A 14,771-nucleotide genomic window follows, 5' to 3' on the forward strand; every position below is an offset into this window, starting at 1 on the left:
AACCTTATTATGCACTAGTGCAATGGAGAACGCCAATGCGGCCACAGTCCACCCAGGACAGCCAGGACACCCAGGACAGCCCCGCGGCGACGGCCGCACAGGGCGCGTACGCCCCGACCGACCGCACGGTCCCGACCCGCTCCGCCGACCGGGCCGCCTACGACCGCGCGCTGGTCCACGCGATACTCGACGAGGGCTACGTCTGCCACCTGGGCTTCGTCCGCGACGGCGCGCCCGTCGTCCTGCCCACGCTGTACGCGCGGGTCGGCGAGACGCTCTACGTGCACGGCTCGACCGGCTCCCGCCCGCTGCGGATGACCGGCGCGGCGGACCCGGGGCTGCCGGTGTGCCTGACGGTGACCCACGTGGACGGTCTGGTGCTGGCCCGCTCGGCGTTCCACCACTCGATCAACTACCGCTCGGTGGTGGTGCACGGCCTCGCCCACGACGTGACGGACCGCGACGAGAAGCGGGCCGCGCTGGACGCCCTGGTGAACCATGTCGTGGCGGGCCGCGCCGCCGACTCCCGGCCCGCGAACAAGAAGGAACTCGCCGCCACCGCCGTCATCCGCCTCGACCTCACCGAGGTGTCGGCCAAGACCCGTACCGGCGGCGTCAACGACGAGCCCGAGGACCTCGCCCTCCCCCACTGGGCCGGTGTGCTCCCGCTGCGCAAGGGCTACGGCGCTCCGCTCCCCGACGCGGACCTGGCCCCCGGCACCGGGCTGCCCGCCTATCTGGCGGCGCTCTGAGACGCCCCCTCGCGTCGCCCAGGCAGCGGGCCGGCGGCGCTGCGGGGCGTCAGGTGGCGGTGCCCCGGGCCGACAGTTCGCGCTCGGGGCTGCCCCCGGTGACCGGCCTGCCGTCCCCGGGTTTCGCGGGCGCGGACGACTGGGCGATGAACGCGCCGAGCAGCACCACCGCGCCGCCCGCGATCTGCGGTGCCGACAGGTGCTCGCCGAGCAGCACCCACGCCAGGACGGTCGCGATCACCGCCTCCAGACAGGCCACCACCCCCGCGACCTGCGGGGAGAGCCGCCGTACCGAGACGACTCCGGTGGCGTACGCGAGGACGGTGGCGATGAGGACGATCCAGACCAGCAGCAGCCAGGCCGGTACGTCGGTGCCGTTCATCCCGGCGCTCCCGGCGAGGACCGACCAGTCCATGCCCCAGGGGCGGGCCACGACGGTGAGGACGACGGCGCCGACGAGGAGGCCGTACGCGATGACCCCGAGCGGGTCCGGGGCGTCGTCGGCGGAGTCGGTGCCCTGGTCGGACAGGACGAAGTAGCCCACCTGGCAGCAGGCCGCGGCCAGGGCGAGGAGCAGTCCGAGGGCGTCGAAGCCGAGCCCCGACCAGACCTCGACGACGCAGGCGAGCCCGCCGACGGCGAGGACCACGCCGAGCGCGGCGGCCCGGGTGACCGGCCGCCGCTGCACGAACCGCACCCAGCCGAGGACGAGGGCGGGCGCGAGGTACTCGACGAGCAGCGCGACGCCCACCGGGATGCGGGAGATCGAGGCGAAGTAGAAGGCCTGCACCCCGGCCACGCCGAGCAGGCCGAACCCGGCGAGCAGGGCGGGGCGGCGGCGCAGGAGCGAGCGGTGGCGCACGGCGAGCGGCAGCATCACGAGGGCCGCGCCGGTGACGCGCAGCCACACGACGTGCAGCGGGTCGAGGCCCGCCTCGATGAGCGGCTTGGCCGCCACCCCCGACCCGCCGAAGGCGAGGGCCGATCCGAGCGCCAGCGAGAGCGCGACGGCCCTCGCACGGTTGTTCCGACTGCTCACAGACATACGCACGGGCACATGATGGCAGGCGAGGACATGAGCGTCATCCCCGTTGACTCCTGTCTCAGCGGCTGGACGGGGCGGAGCCGGGACCGGGCCCGCGGGGAGGTCAGGAGGTGCGGTCGCGGCCGGGCCGCTCCTGGTGGGCGACCGGCTCCCACGGCGGGAGCACGGCGGGCAGGTCGATCCCGGCCCGGGTGAGCACCTCGACCGCCCGCGCCTGCGGATCGGCGACGATCGCGGCGAGCAGGTCCATCCCCCGGGCGCGGACGTCGCCCGTCTCGGGGTCGCCGGGGCGCGGAGGGCCGTCGTGGGGGCGTACGCCGTGGAGGTGTTCGGCGCGCTCGGCGGCGCGGTCGCGCGCGTGGCGCAGGGCCTGCGCGGCGAGTGGCGAGAAGCCCTCGGCGGCCGCGACGACGGGCAGGGCGCCGGAGTCCTCGACGCCGCCCTGCCAGCGCAGGCCGTAGCCGATGCTGCGCTGGACGAGGTAGCCGAGGAGCCGGGCCAGTCGCGGGCCCTCGCCGAAGGCGTCGCGGACCTCGGGGTCGTGTTCGAGGAGGGAGTGCAGGAGGTGGGCGGTGTCGGTCTGCCGGTCCCCGTCGCGGACCGCGCGGCGGCGCGCGCCCGCGACCGCCGCGGCCAGCTCGGCGCTGAGCCCGGCCTCGTCGTCCGGGGCGGGGGCCGCGTGGCCGGGTACCGGCTGCCGGGGGATCTGGGGTCGCACGTACTCCACCTCATCAGCCCCGCCCGTCCGGGGCATCCACGGCGCGAACCATTCCGGCGTGCCACGAGGAGGGGACGCGGGAGGGCGAAATCTCCTCCTCACGGATGAGATCCAGCCGCGTGGCCGCAACGCACGCGTTACAGCCGCCCGACGGGAAATTTTCTGACGGTCCGTCAGTCTTGAATGGTGCGACCGCCGGAGCTATGTTCCGCGACACCGGCGACCGAGGGGCCCGGCGGGCCCGTCCGACGAGGGGGACGCATGGCAGAGGTCAGCGCGGAGGCACGCATCCAGGCACGGGCGGGCAAGGTGTGGGCGCAGCTCACCGACTGGCCGGCGTACGGGGCGTGGAACGCGACGCACACCGACTTCCCGCAGGGCGGGCCCGCGGTGCTGGAGGTCGGGGCGACCTTCCGGGAGAACATGCGGCTGATGGGCTTCCCGGCCGAGGTCGAGTGGACGGTGGAGGAGCTGGAACCGGCGCGGGTGCTGGCGATCCGGGGCCAGGGGCCGATGGCGGTGACGGTGGCGACCCGCTACACCCTCACCCCCGACGGCGACGCCACCGGGCTGCGGATCGACGGGGAGTTCACGGGCGCGGCGGTGTCGCTGATGGCGGGGCGCCTGAAGGACTCGGCGACGGCCGCGCTGCACGAGTCACTGCGCCGCCTGGAGACCCTGACGACGCCCGCGCCCTGAGCGGACGACCACCCCGGACGACGACAAGGCGCCCCACGGTCGTATTCCGTGGGGCGCCTTGCCGTCGGTGCCGGTCGGCCCGGCAGTGCCGTCAGTCCTCGTCGGCGAGGATCAGGTACAGCTTCTTGCGCGCGTCGTTGATGACCGTGAGGGCCTTCTCGCGCTGCTCCTTGCTGCCGGTCTTCCAGACCTGCCCGAAGGCCTCCATCAGACCGAACCCGGCCTGCCGGATCTCCCCGAGGGCCTCCCAGTCGACCCCGCGGGAGGCTTCCTCCCAGGGGGCGTCCGGCCCTTCCTCCGCCGCGGTGCGGCCCGCGTCGGTGAGCGAGAACAGCTTCTTGCCGCCCTCGGAGGCACTGGCGATCAGGCCCTCGTCCTCCAGCAGCTGGAGCGTCGGGTAGACCGAGCCGGGGCTCGGCTTCCACGCGCCGCCGCTGCGTTCGGCGATCTCCTGGATCATCTCGTAGCCGTGCATGGGCCGGTCCCGCAGCAGGGCCAGGATGGAGGCCCGTACGTCACCGCGCCGCGCCCTCCCCCGGGGCCCGCCGCGCCCCCGGCCGCCCCACGGCCCGGGGCCGAAGCCACCGAAACCGCCGGGCCCACCGAACCCGCCAGGTCCGCCGGGGCCACCCGGCCCTCCGGGTCCGAACGGCCCGAAGGCGGCCCGTCGCCCCTCGAACCCGCCGCGCCACCCGGGACCGTCCTGGCCCCGACCACCGCGACCGCCACCATGTCCGCGCTCGTATCCGTGTGCGTGCATCACAACCACTCCATTCATTCCATCGTTGATCTGTCGTGATGCGTCAACGATATATCGGAACCGATCGGATGGCAACACCTTGGTGCGGCGGAGCGGCTGTCCGGCAGCACTGTCCGGCGGGGAGTTACGGACGCGCGTCGCGCTCCGCGTTCCGTCGACGGACGTCGTGCACCGCCTGGGCGACGAACCCGGTGCCGAACGCGATCGGGCTGCCACAGAGCAGAAGCGGGCCCACGTCGGGGAGCCAGTCCCCGATGGCGAGAGCCGCGACGACGTCGATGTAGCAGAACAGGAGCAGCGCCCCCGCGCCGAGCTTCGTCATCGCCCGTCCCCCCTGTGGCCGCCACGCTTCGCCCATGGCATGCCCGGCCCGTCCTGGTCCGACACCGCGGGCGCCGGACTCCGGGCCGGTCCGACGTCGGGGGCAAGACGTCGGGGGCAAGCGGTCCACCGTCGATGTCACCGGTCGGCGCCCCACCACGCGTGCGGGTGAGATTCCGTGTCCCTGCCCCCGGGGGCGTCCGCCGGACGGTGAGACTGGCGGCGCCAGACCGATACGGACCCGGAGGACCACCGCCATGGCCGAAGAGCTGTACGCGACGCTGAAGACGAACAAGGGCGACATCGAGATCCGGCTGCTGCCGAACCACGCCCCGAAGACCGTGAAGAACTTCGTGGAGCTGGCCGAGGGACAGCGGGAGTGGATCGACCCGAACACGGGACAGCCGAGCCGGGAGCGCCTGTACGACGGCACGGTCTTCCACCGGGTCATCGAGGGGTTCATGATCCAGGGCGGCGACCCGCTGGGGAACGGGACGGGCGGGCCCGGCTACGAGTTCGCCGACGAGTTCCACCCCGACCTGGCCTTCACCCAGCCCTATCTGCTGGCCATGGCCAACGCCGGTCCGGGCACCAACGGCTCCCAGTTCTTCATCACCCTCGGGCCGACCACGTGGCTCACGGGCAAGCACACCATCTTCGGCGAGGTGACCGACGAGGCGAGCCAGAAGGTCGTCGACGCCATCGGCACCACGGAGACCAACCCGCGCAACGACCGTCCCGTGCAGGACGCGGTCATCGAGTCGGTCGTCATCCAGACTCGCTGACCCCGCCCCTCCCGGAGCCACCGCCCCCAGCCCCGGCTCCCCCGACCCGCGGCCGAGGTCCCCGCGGACACGCCCTAAGGTGCGGGCATGACCTCGCAGAACCGCACCCCGGACGACCTCGACCACCTCGCGGCGCTCTCCGCGCTCTTCTCGCTCGACGGCCGGGTCGCCCTGGTGACGGGCGGGAGTTCAGGAATCGGCCGGGCCATCGCCGGGGCGCTCGCGCGGGCCGGGGCGAAGGTCGTGGTCGTGGCCCGGCGCGAGGCGGAACTGGCCGCCACGGTCGAGGAGTTGACGGCCGACGGCTGCCGGGCCGCCTGGGTGGACGCGGACCTGGGCAGCCGCGCCGGGGTGGCTGAAGCCGCCGAACGGGCGGTGGAGGCGTTCGGCGAGCCCGACATCCTGGTCAACAGCGCCGGGATCAACCTGCGCCCGCCGATGGCCGAGTTGGACGACGACGTGTGGGACGCCACGATGGCGCTGAACCTGGAGGCGCCCTTCCTCCTGGGCCGCCGCTTCGGGCCCGGCATGGCCGAGCGGGGCTACGGCCGGATCATCCACGTCAGTTCGCAGCAGGCGCACCGCGCGTTCGTGCAGAGCGGTGCCTACGGCGTCTCCAAGGGCGCCCTGGAGTCGCTGGCCCGCTCACAGGCCGAGGCGTGGTCGCCGTACGGCGTCACCTGCAACACCCTCGTCCCCGGGTTCGTGATGACGCCGCTCAACGCGCGGCTGGCGTCCGACCCGGAGCGGGTCGCGGCGCTCGCGGCGCGGACCATGACGGGACGCAACGGGCTGGCCGAGGACTTCGCCGGGGCCGCCGTGTTCCTGGCCGGTCCGTCCTCCGCCTACATCACCGGCCAGTCGCTCTTCGTCGACGGCGGTTTCTCCGTCCACTGACCGCCGGCTCTCTGCGGGTGGCCGACCGGCGGGAACAGGACCCGCTCCGCTACGCCGCCCGCGGTGCGAACGGGTGCATCTCGTCGCCGCCGGGCCCGACGACGCCGTACGTGCTCTCGGGGACCTCGTTCCACGCGCCGGGCAGGTCGCCGAGGGGCTCGGAGACGATGAGGCGGGACGTGTCGGACACCTCGCGCAGGAACGCCAGGTCGGGGTGGAGGGCGCGCAGGGTGTCCACGCGGGTGCTGTAGAAGAGGGACCGCGAGGACCGCGCGCTGGAGTAGCGGAAGGCCCACAGGGTGCGCCCGTCGGTCACGGCGACCGTCATCTGCATCGGGTCCCGCACCCCGTACGCCCGCCCGGTCCGCTCCACCAGGCCCGTCATCCGGGCGACGGCGGACGGCGGGTCCTCCTCCAGGCCGAGGGTGAGCGCCAGGTAGAACATCATCTCCGAGTCGGTCGCCCCCTCCATGTCGAGGAACAGCTCCGGGTCGACGGCCAGGGCGAGGTCGCGCCGCATGCGGTGGAAGCCCTCGACGGCCCCGTTGTGCATCCACATCCAGCGGCCGTGCCGGAACGGATGGCAGTTGGTCTGCTGCACCGCGGTGCCGGTCGAGGCGCGGATGTGGGCGAAGAAGAGGGAGGAGCGGACGTGTCCGGAGATCTCCCGAAGGTTCCGGTTGCTCCAGGCGGGCCCGGTGTCCCGGACGACGGCCGGGGTGCTGAGGGACGGCTCCCGCCCGTGGGGGCCCGGCTGCCCGTCGGGGCCGTACCAGCCGACCCCGAACCCGTCGCCGTTGGTGGTCTCCACGCCCATCTTCGAGTGGAGGCTCTGGTCGATGAGGGAGTGGGCGGGCCGGTAGAGGATCGTGTCGAGCAGGACCGGTGTCCCCGAGTACGCCAGCCAGCGGCACATGGCGCGCCCACCACCCTTCCGTGTCGGATCGCGGTGCCGGTCGGCCCGCCCGTGGTCAGCCGCCGTAGCGGGCCGAGGTGTCCGAACGCGACACGCACAGGCCCCAGATGACGAACGCGGAGAAGGCGATCATCACGACCGACCACACCGGGTAGTACGGCAGGGAGAGGAAGTTGGCGATGATGATCAGCCCGGCGATGGCCACCCCGCAGATCCGGGCCCACAGCGCGCTCTGGAAGAGACCCACGCTGACGATCACCGCGACCGCGCCGAGGGCGAGGTGGATCCAGCCCCAGCCGGTCGTGTCGAAGCGGAACACGTAGTCGGGCGTCGTGACGAACACGTCGTCCTCGGCGATGCCCATGATCCCGCGGAAGATGTCGAGCAGGCCCGCCAGCAGCAGGATCACGGCGGCGAAGGCGGTCAGGCCCACGGCCCACTGCTGCTTTCCGGACGGCGTGTGGTGGCTGTGCGTCGTGGTCATTCCGGTGCCTCGATTCGCTGTCGTACGGGGTCAGCCGGCCGAGCCGGCCGCGTGCCTGCCGTGGGCGGTCCCGGCGCCGTGGCCGCTGAGGACCAGTTCCTTCGCGCGCTGGAACTCGTCGTCGGTGATGTCGCCGCGCGCCTTGATCTCGGAGAGCTTGGCCAGCTCGTCGGCGCTGCTGGGGCCGGTGCCGCCCTTGGCGGTCTCCCGGACGTAGTCGTCGAAGGCCTTCTGCTGCGAGCGGACGTGCGCGGCCTCCCGGCGGCCCATGTTGCGGCCGCGGGCGACGACGTACACGAAGACGCCGAGGAAGGGCAGGAGGACCACGAGGACCAGCCAGGCGGCCTTGACCCCGCCGCTCAGGTCGTCGTCGCGGAAGATGTCCACGACCACCCGGAAGAGCAGCACGAACCACATGATCCACAGGAAGAACAGCAGGATGGTCCAGAAGGCGCTCAGCAACGGATAGTCGTAGGCGAGGTACGTCTCCCCACTCATCTCTCTCCTCCGTTCCGGGCCGGAGCCCGAACAGCGCGTCGGTTGCCGTTCCAGCGTGCGCGCGCGGGCCGCGCCGCGCCTCACCCCCGGCGGGTGATCCGGTCAGCCGGGCGGGGGCCGCCGTCCGGCGGCGGCGCGGCGCAGGGCGGACCGCCAGGCGAGCGCCACGGCCACCTCGACGAGGCCCAGCAGGACGAGCCAGAGTCCGAGCAGCCGGGTCAGCGCCCGCGCCGACTCCGACGGCAGCGCCAGCACGACGACGCCCGCGACGACGGCGAGCAGCGCCCCGGCGAGAACGGCCCCGCGGTGGGGCAGGTCCGGGGTGGCGAGCGCCGTGTAGAGGGTGAGGATGCCGGACGCCAGCCAGACGACGCCGACGATGAGGGAGAGCGCGGTGATGGTCTGGAGCGGGTCGCGCAGGCAGAGGACGCCGCCGAGGACGTAGACCACGGACAGCAGCAGGCCGGGCAGGCGTTCGCCGTGCTCCTCGCGGGCAAACGCGCCGACGAAGCGGAACGCGCCGGTCGCCAGCAGGCAGAGCCCGACGATGACGGCGAGGACGTGCAGCGTCTCGTCGGGCCAGACCAGCACCAGGACGCCCGGCACGAGGGTGACGGCGGCCGACCCGAGCATCCAGGTCCAGGAGCGCCCGACCACGGCCAGCAGATCGGCGGGACGGCCCGTCGCCACCAGGACGGACCCGCCGTAGGGGTCGCGGGCGTCGTACGGGTCGGCGTCGTGCGGGTCACGGCCGCCGCCCGGCCGGCCGCCGTCGTGCGGGTCGCGGGCGTCGTCCGGGGTGCGCGGACGGGGGTCCGCCCCGCCGGGGGGATGCTCCGGTCCGGGGCGGGACGCCGGATCACGCGACACGGTCATGGCTCCTCCTCGCGTGGCCGGGATGCCCGCCCGCGGGCCTCCGGCGGGGCGGTGCGGGGACCTCACCGCTCGGGGGACCCCACCGCTCCAGCGTGCCGCGCGGGCGCGGGCGCCGGTTCACCCCCCGCGGGTGAGCCGCGGCGCGCGGGCGGTGGGGTGAGGTGGAGGGGCCCGACGACGTCGCGGAGGTGTGCGCCATGCCCGTACAGACAGCGTTGACCGCTCTCACCCCGGCCGAGCGGGCGGCGCGCGGGAAGGACGCGCGGGCCCGTGCGTCGCGGTCCTCCCACGGCGTGTTCGCGCCGGGCGGCGACCGCCCCGACCCGCTGGAGGTGATCGGGCGGCAGTCCGAGCAGCGGGTGCCCGAGCTGGTGCCGATCCGGTACGGCAGGATGCTCGAATCGCCGTTCCGCTTCTACCGGGGCGCCGCGGCGATCATGGCGGAGGACCTCGGACCCGCACCGGACACCGGCCTGACGGTCCAGCTCTGCGGCGACGCCCACCTGCTCAACTTCCGGCTGCTGGCCTCCCCGGAACGCCATCTGGTGTTCGACATCAACGACTTCGACGAGACGTACCCCGGCCCCTTCGAGTGGGACGTCAAGCGGCTGGCGACGAGCTTCGCGATCGCGGGCCGCGCGAACGGCTTCCCGGTGCGGGAGCAGGACGACATCGTGCGGACCTGCGTACGGGCGTACCGGCGGCGCATGCGGGAGTTCGCCGGGATGCGCGCCCTCGACATCTGGTACGCGCAGGACGACGCCGACCGGATGCGCGATCTCCAGGCGTCGTCGATGAGCCGCGAGGCCCGGCGGCGGACCGCCCAGGCGACCGCGAAGGCGCGCGCCCGCACCGGACTCCAGGCCTACGAGAAGCTCACCCGGCTGACCGCGGAGGGCCGCCGGATCGCCGCCGACCCGCCGCTGATCGTCCCGCTGCGGGAGCTGGTCGCCGGTTCCGGCGAGGAGATGAAGACGCTCCAGGCCGTCCTGGAGGGCTACGTCGACACGCTGTCCTCGGAGCGCCGGCACCTGCTGCGGCAGTACCGGCTCGTCGACATGGCCCGCAAGGTCGTCGGGGTCGGCAGCGTCGGCACCCGGTGCTGGATCGTGCTGCTGCTCGGCCGGGACGACGACGACCCGCTGCTGCTCCAGGCGAAGGAAGCCGGGGAGTCGGTGCTGGCCGCGCAGACCGACGGCGAGCTGTTCGACAACGAGGGGCGGCGCGTGGTGACGGGGCAGCGGCTCATCCAGACGACCAGTGACATCTTCCTGGGCTGGACCCACACCGTCGGCCTCGACGGACGCGACCGGGACTTCTACGTACGGCAGTTGCGGGACTGGAAGGGCATCATGCGGCCGGAGACGATGGACCCGGCGCTGATGCGGCTCGCCGCCGGACTGTGCGGAGGGAGCCTGGCCCGCGCCCATGCGCGGTCCGGGGACCCGGTGGCCATCGCCGCCTACCTGGGCGGCGGCGACCGCTTCGACCGCGCGCTCGCCGAGTTCGCGCAAGGCTACGCCGACCAGAACGAGCGGGACTTCCAGGCGCTGGGAGAGGCGGCGCGGGCGGGGCGGGTCGAGGCGAAGAGCCTCTAGGCGCCGTGTTCGCCATGTCTGCCGTGCGCCGGTGACGGGTCCCGCCTGTCACCGGCTCGGTCGTTCACCGGCTCGGTCGTTCATCGGCGCGGTCGTTCACTCGGGCAGGCGGCGCATCTCCAGGAGGCGCAGGCCGAGGGACTGGCAGCGGGCCAGCAGCCCGTACAGGTGGGCCTCGTCGACGACGTGCCCGAACAGCACGGTCTGACCGGACATCACCACGTGGTCCAGCTCCGGGAAGGCCCGTGTCAGCGTCTCCGACATATGGCCGTCGACGCGGATCTCGTAGCGCATCGGCTGCTCTCCCCCGGTGGCCTGGGACAGGCGGACTGCGCCTCTTGCCCCGATCCTCCCGCGCGGGGGGTGCGGGTGGCCTCACCCCGTGGGTGTGAGTGTGGGCCGGAAGGCCGTCAGGAGGGCGGGCGGTGAGGGCGGGACGGGCGTACGGAAGCCCGTGCTCGCGGGCTCACAGCAGTCCGTGCTCGCGGGCCCGGCGCACGGCGTCGCCGCGGCGGTTGACTCCCAGCTTCCGGTAGGCGCTCTTGAGGTGGGTCTTGACCGTGTTGACCGAGACGTACAGGTCGGCGGCGATCTCCTCGGTGGACATCATCCCGGCGAGCCGCCGCAGCACGTCCCGCTCGCGCCCGCTCAGCCGCTCCACGACGGGCGGGGCGGGCTCCTTCCGGGCACCGGCCGCCCGGTCGGCTCCGACGGACGGCCGGTGATCATGGGGCGCGGGGAGCGCGGGCGCCGCGTGCGGCACGGGGTGCTTGTGCGGCATGGGGGGCGTGTGCGGCGCGGGTGCGTGGGGCTTGGGTGCGTGGGGCGCGGGTGCCGGGGTGAGCCAGTCGGCGGCCGGGCCGCGCAGCGGCGGGCGGGCCAGCAGCGGCCGGAGCCAGGGGCCGGCCTCGCGGAAGGGGCGCCGCAGCCGTTCGGGCCGGGCCTCGTGGAGGGCGTGGGCCAGGAACCGCCGCGCCGCCGCCGGATCGCCGGTCCGTTCGGCGGCCTCGGCCCGGATCAGGGCGGCCCGTACGGTCACGGCGGGACCGGCGTGCCGTTCGGGACGCAGCGCGTCGAGCAGTTCGACGGCGGCACGCGGGCGGCCCTGCGCGAGCCGGACGCGCGCGGCGCCGACCGCGCAGGCCGCCGGATCACCGGAGACGGCCCGCAGGACGGCGGCGGCGACCTCGGGGCGACCCTCCGCGAGGTGGGCGGCGGCCACGACGAGCGCGGTCTGCGCCTCCGCCCACGGCGACGGCACCTCCGCGGCCACGCCCGGCCCGGCGGCCCGCAGTACGGCCGCCGTGTCGCCGCGGGCCAGGTGCAGACGGGCGGTGACCAGGGCGTGGGCCGCCTCCAGGACCGGGTCGCGCAGTACGGCGGGCGATCCGGCCGCCGCGTCGAGGTGGGCGCGCGCGGGCGCCAGGTCGTCGCGTTCGACGGCGACGGCGGCCAGGACGAGCTGTCCGACGCCGGAGCCGGACGGCTGGGGCAGGCCGAACCGTTCCGTCTCCGTCACGGCCGCCCGCGCCCGGCGTTCGGCCTGGCCGAGCCGCCCGTCGAGGAGGTCGATGAGGGCGAGACGGCCGAGGGAGTCCGCGCGCGGCAGCGCGGTCGCGGCCCCGCCGGTGGCACGGGTCGCGGCGGTGAACGCGGCCTCCGCCTCCTCGAACCGGCCCGCCCAGAGACGCGCGGAACCGAGGTGACTGAGGAGGAGGGCGGTGAGTTCGGGGTGCCGGTCCAGAACGGCGGCGGGCACCCGCCGGGTCAGCTCGTCCGCGACGGCCGCCGCCCGCTCGGCACGGGCCGGGGAGCCGGTGAGCCGCGCGGCCAGGGCGTCGAGAAGAGCACAGCTCAGCCGGGCGGCCACGTCGGGATCGACGGGTGCGGCGGGTGCGGCGGGTCCAGGTGCAGCGGGAACGGGTGCGGCGGGGACGGGTGCGGCCTCGACCCCGGCTCCGGCTCCGGCGGCTGGATCGCCGACCGCGCCCGGCACCGGCGCCCGGTCGAAGCCGCCGTACGCCACGGCACCGGCGGCGTACGCGGGCGGCACACCCGCCAGGCCGTGGCGGCGTGGGGCGAGCCCCCGCCTGGCGGCCCGCAGGTGGACGAGCCCGTGGCCGAGGTCGTGGGCGGCCAGCGCGCGGGCCGCCCGGACGAGGTCGGCGGCGGGGCCCCCGGCCTCGGGTCCCATCCGGGAGAACAGCGCGGCCAGGTCGCCGGAGCGCAGCCCGGTGAAGAGCTGGCCGAGGGCGAGGTCGTCGACCAGGGCACGGGCGGTGAACTCCCAGTCGCCCGCGGCGGCACCGTGGCCAAGGGTCTCGGTGAGGGACCCGGAACGGCGCAGCCGGTGCGCGGCGCGCCGGTGCAGCTCGGGTTCGAGACCGGGGGCGCGTTCGCGCAGGTGGGCGCGGAGGATCTCGGCGAAGAGCGGGTGCAGCCGGTAGCGGCCGTGCCCGAGGTGTTCGACGAAGGCGTTCTCCCGGGCCAGCCGCGCGAGCAGCGGCCCGGCGTCGGTGTGCCCGGTGAGCGCGTCGGCCAGCTCGGGCCGGAACCGGCCGAGGACGCTCACCCGCAGCAGGAGGTCCTGGGTGCGGGGCGGCTGCCGCTTCAGGACCTCGGCGAGCAGGAAGTCGGCGACGGTGCTGTGGTCCGCCTCGAACTCCTTGAGGTACGTCTGCGGATCGGGGCTCTCCCGCGCGGCGAGGGCGCACAGCCGGAGCCCGGCGGCCCAGCCGCGGGTGCGGTCGACGAGGGTGCGGGCGGCGGCGCCGGGCAGGCGCAGCCCGTGCCGCTCCAGCAGGTCGGCGGCCTCCTCGGGGGTGAAGGCGAGCGCCGCGTCCCGGATCTCGGTCAGCTCGCCCGCGGCCCGGTAGCGGTGCAGGGGCAGCAGGGGCTCGGTGCGGGTGACCAGGACCAGGCGCAGGCCGTCCCCGGCGTGGTGCAGGACGAACTCCAGCTGCTCCGCGATCCGGGGGTCGGTGACCCGGTCGTACTCGTCGAGGACGAGGGTGAGGGGCCGTTCGCGGTCGGTGAAGGCGGCGGCGAGCCGAGCCAGCAGGGCGTGCGGGGCGCGGCCCGCGTCGGCGGGACAGCCGATGCCGTCGGGAAGGGCGAGCCCGGCGGCGCGCAGCGACTGGAGGAGGTAGGCCCAGAACATGCCGGGTCCCTGGTCGGCGGCGTCGGTGGTGAACCAGGCGACGGGCCCCGCGCACCCGGCCGCCCAGTCGGCCACGAGCAGCGTCTTCCCCGCGCCCGCGCAGCCGTTGACCATGGTCAGGGGGGTGCGGGGGGTCGCGTCGAGACGGCGTACGAGGCGTTCGCGCCGCAGGAACGTCAAAGGGAGTGCCGGTCGGGCGAACCGTGTCCGCAGATACGGGTCGCCCCGCGGATCGGCCTCCGGCTCTGTCGGCGAACCGCTCTCCTCCGGCCCAGCCATGGCGCTCACCGCCACTGGTCGTCGAGGTCGCTGATGTCGTCGGGAAGGTGGGGGACGTCGGGAATCGGGGCCGCCCGGGGTGGGGAGGTGCGAGCGGGGTCGAGCGGGTGACGCGGTCCGGACGCGGGCGACCGGACGTGGGGGCGGCCGCTTCCAGCATCTCAGCGTTCCGGTCGGCGCGCCCGGCGGAAGACCACCGGCACGGGCTGAAGCCACCGGCCCCTGTGTCCGCCCGCTGCATGCGCCGGGGCGCTGCCACCCCGTCGACCGCAATGCCCCGACAAGCGGAGACCGCCGCCGGACGGGCCGGGGATCAGCGGGCGGTGACGGACACCCGGCTCTCCGGACGGGACGCGCGCTCCTGCCGGGCGCGACGGCCGCGCCGGGTGAGCCCCCAGGGCTTGAGGATCGAGACGACGGTCATGAAGAGGTACGCGCCGAGGGAGACCGCGGGCCCGAACAGCACGTCACCGGTGTCCGGCAGCGGTCCGCCCCCGGCGACTGCGGCCTCGGCGGCGTGCACGGCGGGACGCAGGGCGAACACGGTGGCGGTGATCGTCGCCAGGGTCAGCCAGAACTTGGTGGCGACCCAGCGGTGCCGGACCAGGCCCCACGGGGTGCCGAGGGAGAGCACCAAGCCGCTGAGGAGGGTGAGCGCGGCGACGGGCAGCAGCAGCCAGTCGGCGAACAGGGTCATGGCCCGCACGGAGGCCTCCACGGTCGGCGCGTCCCCGGAGACGGCGGCCGCGATCCCGAGGGCGAGCAGGCCCAGGGTGACCCCGAGCCAGCTCGCGGAGGCGACCACATGGACGACGAGGAAGACCTGGCGCACCGGGCGAGTCAGCTTCACCCTCCCCACGGTGCCGACGACCGGCCCGGCGGTCGTCCCACGAGGGGAGTAACCCGCCGTACGGGGCTCGGCGTACGGCAGGCTCCGCCGACGGCACGGCCGACTCGCGGCACCGGCCACACCAGCCGGACCG

The 14,771-nt window shown here is 74.7% G+C and carries 16 protein-coding genes; 5 read left to right on the forward strand and 11 right to left on the reverse strand.

Annotated elements, in window-relative coordinates:
* Positions 1-35 precede the first annotated feature (35 nt).
* Positions 36-752 (forward strand): pyridoxamine 5'-phosphate oxidase family protein, encoded by a 717-nt coding sequence (locus ACIQPQ_RS31735; protein ID WP_401310752.1) that lies wholly within the window; start codon positions 36-38, stop codon positions 750-752.
* 49 nt (positions 753-801) lie between these two features.
* Here ACIQPQ_RS31735 and ACIQPQ_RS31740 read toward each other — a convergent pair whose 3' ends face one another.
* Together ACIQPQ_RS31740 and ACIQPQ_RS31745 are read right to left on the reverse strand one after the other, a co-directional pair.
* Positions 802-1,809 (reverse strand): EamA family transporter, encoded by a 1,008-nt coding sequence (locus tag ACIQPQ_RS31740; RefSeq protein ID WP_401310755.1) that lies wholly within the window; start codon positions 1,807-1,809, stop codon positions 802-804.
* A gap of 91 nt (positions 1,810-1,900) precedes the next feature.
* Entirely contained in the window at positions 1,901-2,515 is a 615-nt protein-coding gene (locus tag ACIQPQ_RS31745) for a Clp protease N-terminal domain-containing protein (RefSeq protein ID WP_401310758.1), read from the reverse strand.
* A 261-nt stretch (positions 2,516-2,776) separates the two neighbouring features.
* Here ACIQPQ_RS31745 and ACIQPQ_RS31750 point away from each other — a divergent pair, with 261 nt between their 5' ends.
* Positions 2,777-3,214 (forward strand): SRPBCC family protein, encoded by a 438-nt coding sequence (locus ACIQPQ_RS31750; protein WP_401310761.1) that lies wholly within the window; start codon positions 2,777-2,779, stop codon positions 3,212-3,214.
* 91 nt (positions 3,215-3,305) lie between these two features.
* Here ACIQPQ_RS31750 and ACIQPQ_RS31755 read toward each other — a convergent pair whose 3' ends face one another.
* Both ACIQPQ_RS31755 and ACIQPQ_RS31760 read right to left on the reverse strand, forming a co-directional pair.
* Complete coding sequence (locus ACIQPQ_RS31755) at positions 3,306-3,974, reverse strand: PadR family transcriptional regulator (RefSeq protein WP_383770865.1); 669 nt, start codon at positions 3,972-3,974, stop codon at positions 3,306-3,308.
* Between the two features lie 124 nt (positions 3,975-4,098).
* Entirely contained in the window at positions 4,099-4,296 is a 198-nt protein-coding gene (locus ACIQPQ_RS31760) for a hypothetical protein (protein ID WP_401310763.1), read from the reverse strand.
* A gap of 256 nt (positions 4,297-4,552) precedes the next feature.
* On the opposite strand from ACIQPQ_RS31760, the gene ACIQPQ_RS31765 reads away from it, so the two are divergent.
* Positions 4,553-5,080, forward strand: a complete 528-nt coding sequence (locus ACIQPQ_RS31765) for a peptidylprolyl isomerase (protein WP_401310766.1) — start codon at positions 4,553-4,555, stop codon at positions 5,078-5,080.
* Between the two features lie 87 nt (positions 5,081-5,167).
* Positions 5,168-5,977 carry an SDR family NAD(P)-dependent oxidoreductase gene (locus tag ACIQPQ_RS31770; protein ID WP_401310769.1) on the forward strand — a complete coding sequence of 270 codons (810 nt, stop codon included), beginning with the start codon at positions 5,168-5,170 and terminating at the stop codon, positions 5,975-5,977.
* A gap of 49 nt (positions 5,978-6,026) precedes the next feature.
* On the opposite strand, the gene ACIQPQ_RS31775 is transcribed toward ACIQPQ_RS31770, so the two are convergent.
* The 4 genes from ACIQPQ_RS31775 to ACIQPQ_RS31790 form a co-directional block, all read right to left on the reverse strand.
* Positions 6,027-6,893, reverse strand: coding sequence for a class II glutamine amidotransferase (locus ACIQPQ_RS31775; RefSeq protein ID WP_401310772.1), 867 nt, complete (start codon positions 6,891-6,893; stop codon positions 6,027-6,029).
* Between the two features lie 55 nt (positions 6,894-6,948).
* Positions 6,949-7,377, reverse strand: coding sequence for a hypothetical protein (locus ACIQPQ_RS31780; protein ID WP_401310775.1), 429 nt, complete (start codon positions 7,375-7,377; stop codon positions 6,949-6,951).
* 30 nt (positions 7,378-7,407) lie between these two features.
* Positions 7,408-7,875: an SHOCT domain-containing protein gene (locus ACIQPQ_RS31785; protein WP_401310778.1), complete on the reverse strand. Its 468-nt coding sequence runs from the start codon at positions 7,873-7,875 to the stop codon at positions 7,408-7,410.
* A 102-nt stretch (positions 7,876-7,977) separates the two neighbouring features.
* Positions 7,978-8,751, reverse strand: coding sequence for an HdeD family acid-resistance protein (locus tag ACIQPQ_RS31790; protein WP_401310781.1), 774 nt, complete (start codon positions 8,749-8,751; stop codon positions 7,978-7,980).
* Positions 8,752-8,948: 197 nt separating this feature from the next.
* On the opposite strand from ACIQPQ_RS31790, the gene ACIQPQ_RS31795 reads away from it, so the two are divergent.
* Positions 8,949-10,349, forward strand: a complete 1,401-nt coding sequence (locus ACIQPQ_RS31795) for a DUF2252 domain-containing protein (RefSeq protein WP_401310784.1) — start codon at positions 8,949-8,951, stop codon at positions 10,347-10,349.
* 96 nt (positions 10,350-10,445) lie between these two features.
* Here the strand turns inward: ACIQPQ_RS31795 and ACIQPQ_RS31800 are convergent, their stop codons facing one another.
* The 3 genes from ACIQPQ_RS31800 to ACIQPQ_RS31810 all read right to left on the reverse strand — a co-directional run bounded on the left by ACIQPQ_RS31800 (position 10,446) and on the right by ACIQPQ_RS31810 (position 14,638).
* On the reverse strand, positions 10,446-10,643 hold the full coding sequence (locus ACIQPQ_RS31800; protein ID WP_383770826.1) for a hypothetical protein: 198 nt from the start codon (positions 10,641-10,643) through the stop codon (positions 10,446-10,448).
* Between the two features lie 172 nt (positions 10,644-10,815).
* Complete coding sequence (locus ACIQPQ_RS31805; protein ID WP_401310787.1) at positions 10,816-13,788, reverse strand: LuxR C-terminal-related transcriptional regulator; 2,973 nt, start codon at positions 13,786-13,788, stop codon at positions 10,816-10,818.
* Between the two features lie 313 nt (positions 13,789-14,101).
* Complete coding sequence (locus ACIQPQ_RS31810) at positions 14,102-14,638, reverse strand: DUF2269 family protein (RefSeq protein WP_401310790.1); 537 nt, start codon at positions 14,636-14,638, stop codon at positions 14,102-14,104.
* Positions 14,639-14,771: the final 133 nt, after the last annotated feature.

The organism is Streptomyces sp. NPDC091281 (genome assembly GCF_044757425.1).
Lineage (GTDB): Bacteria > Actinomycetota > Actinomycetes > Streptomycetales > Streptomycetaceae > Streptomyces.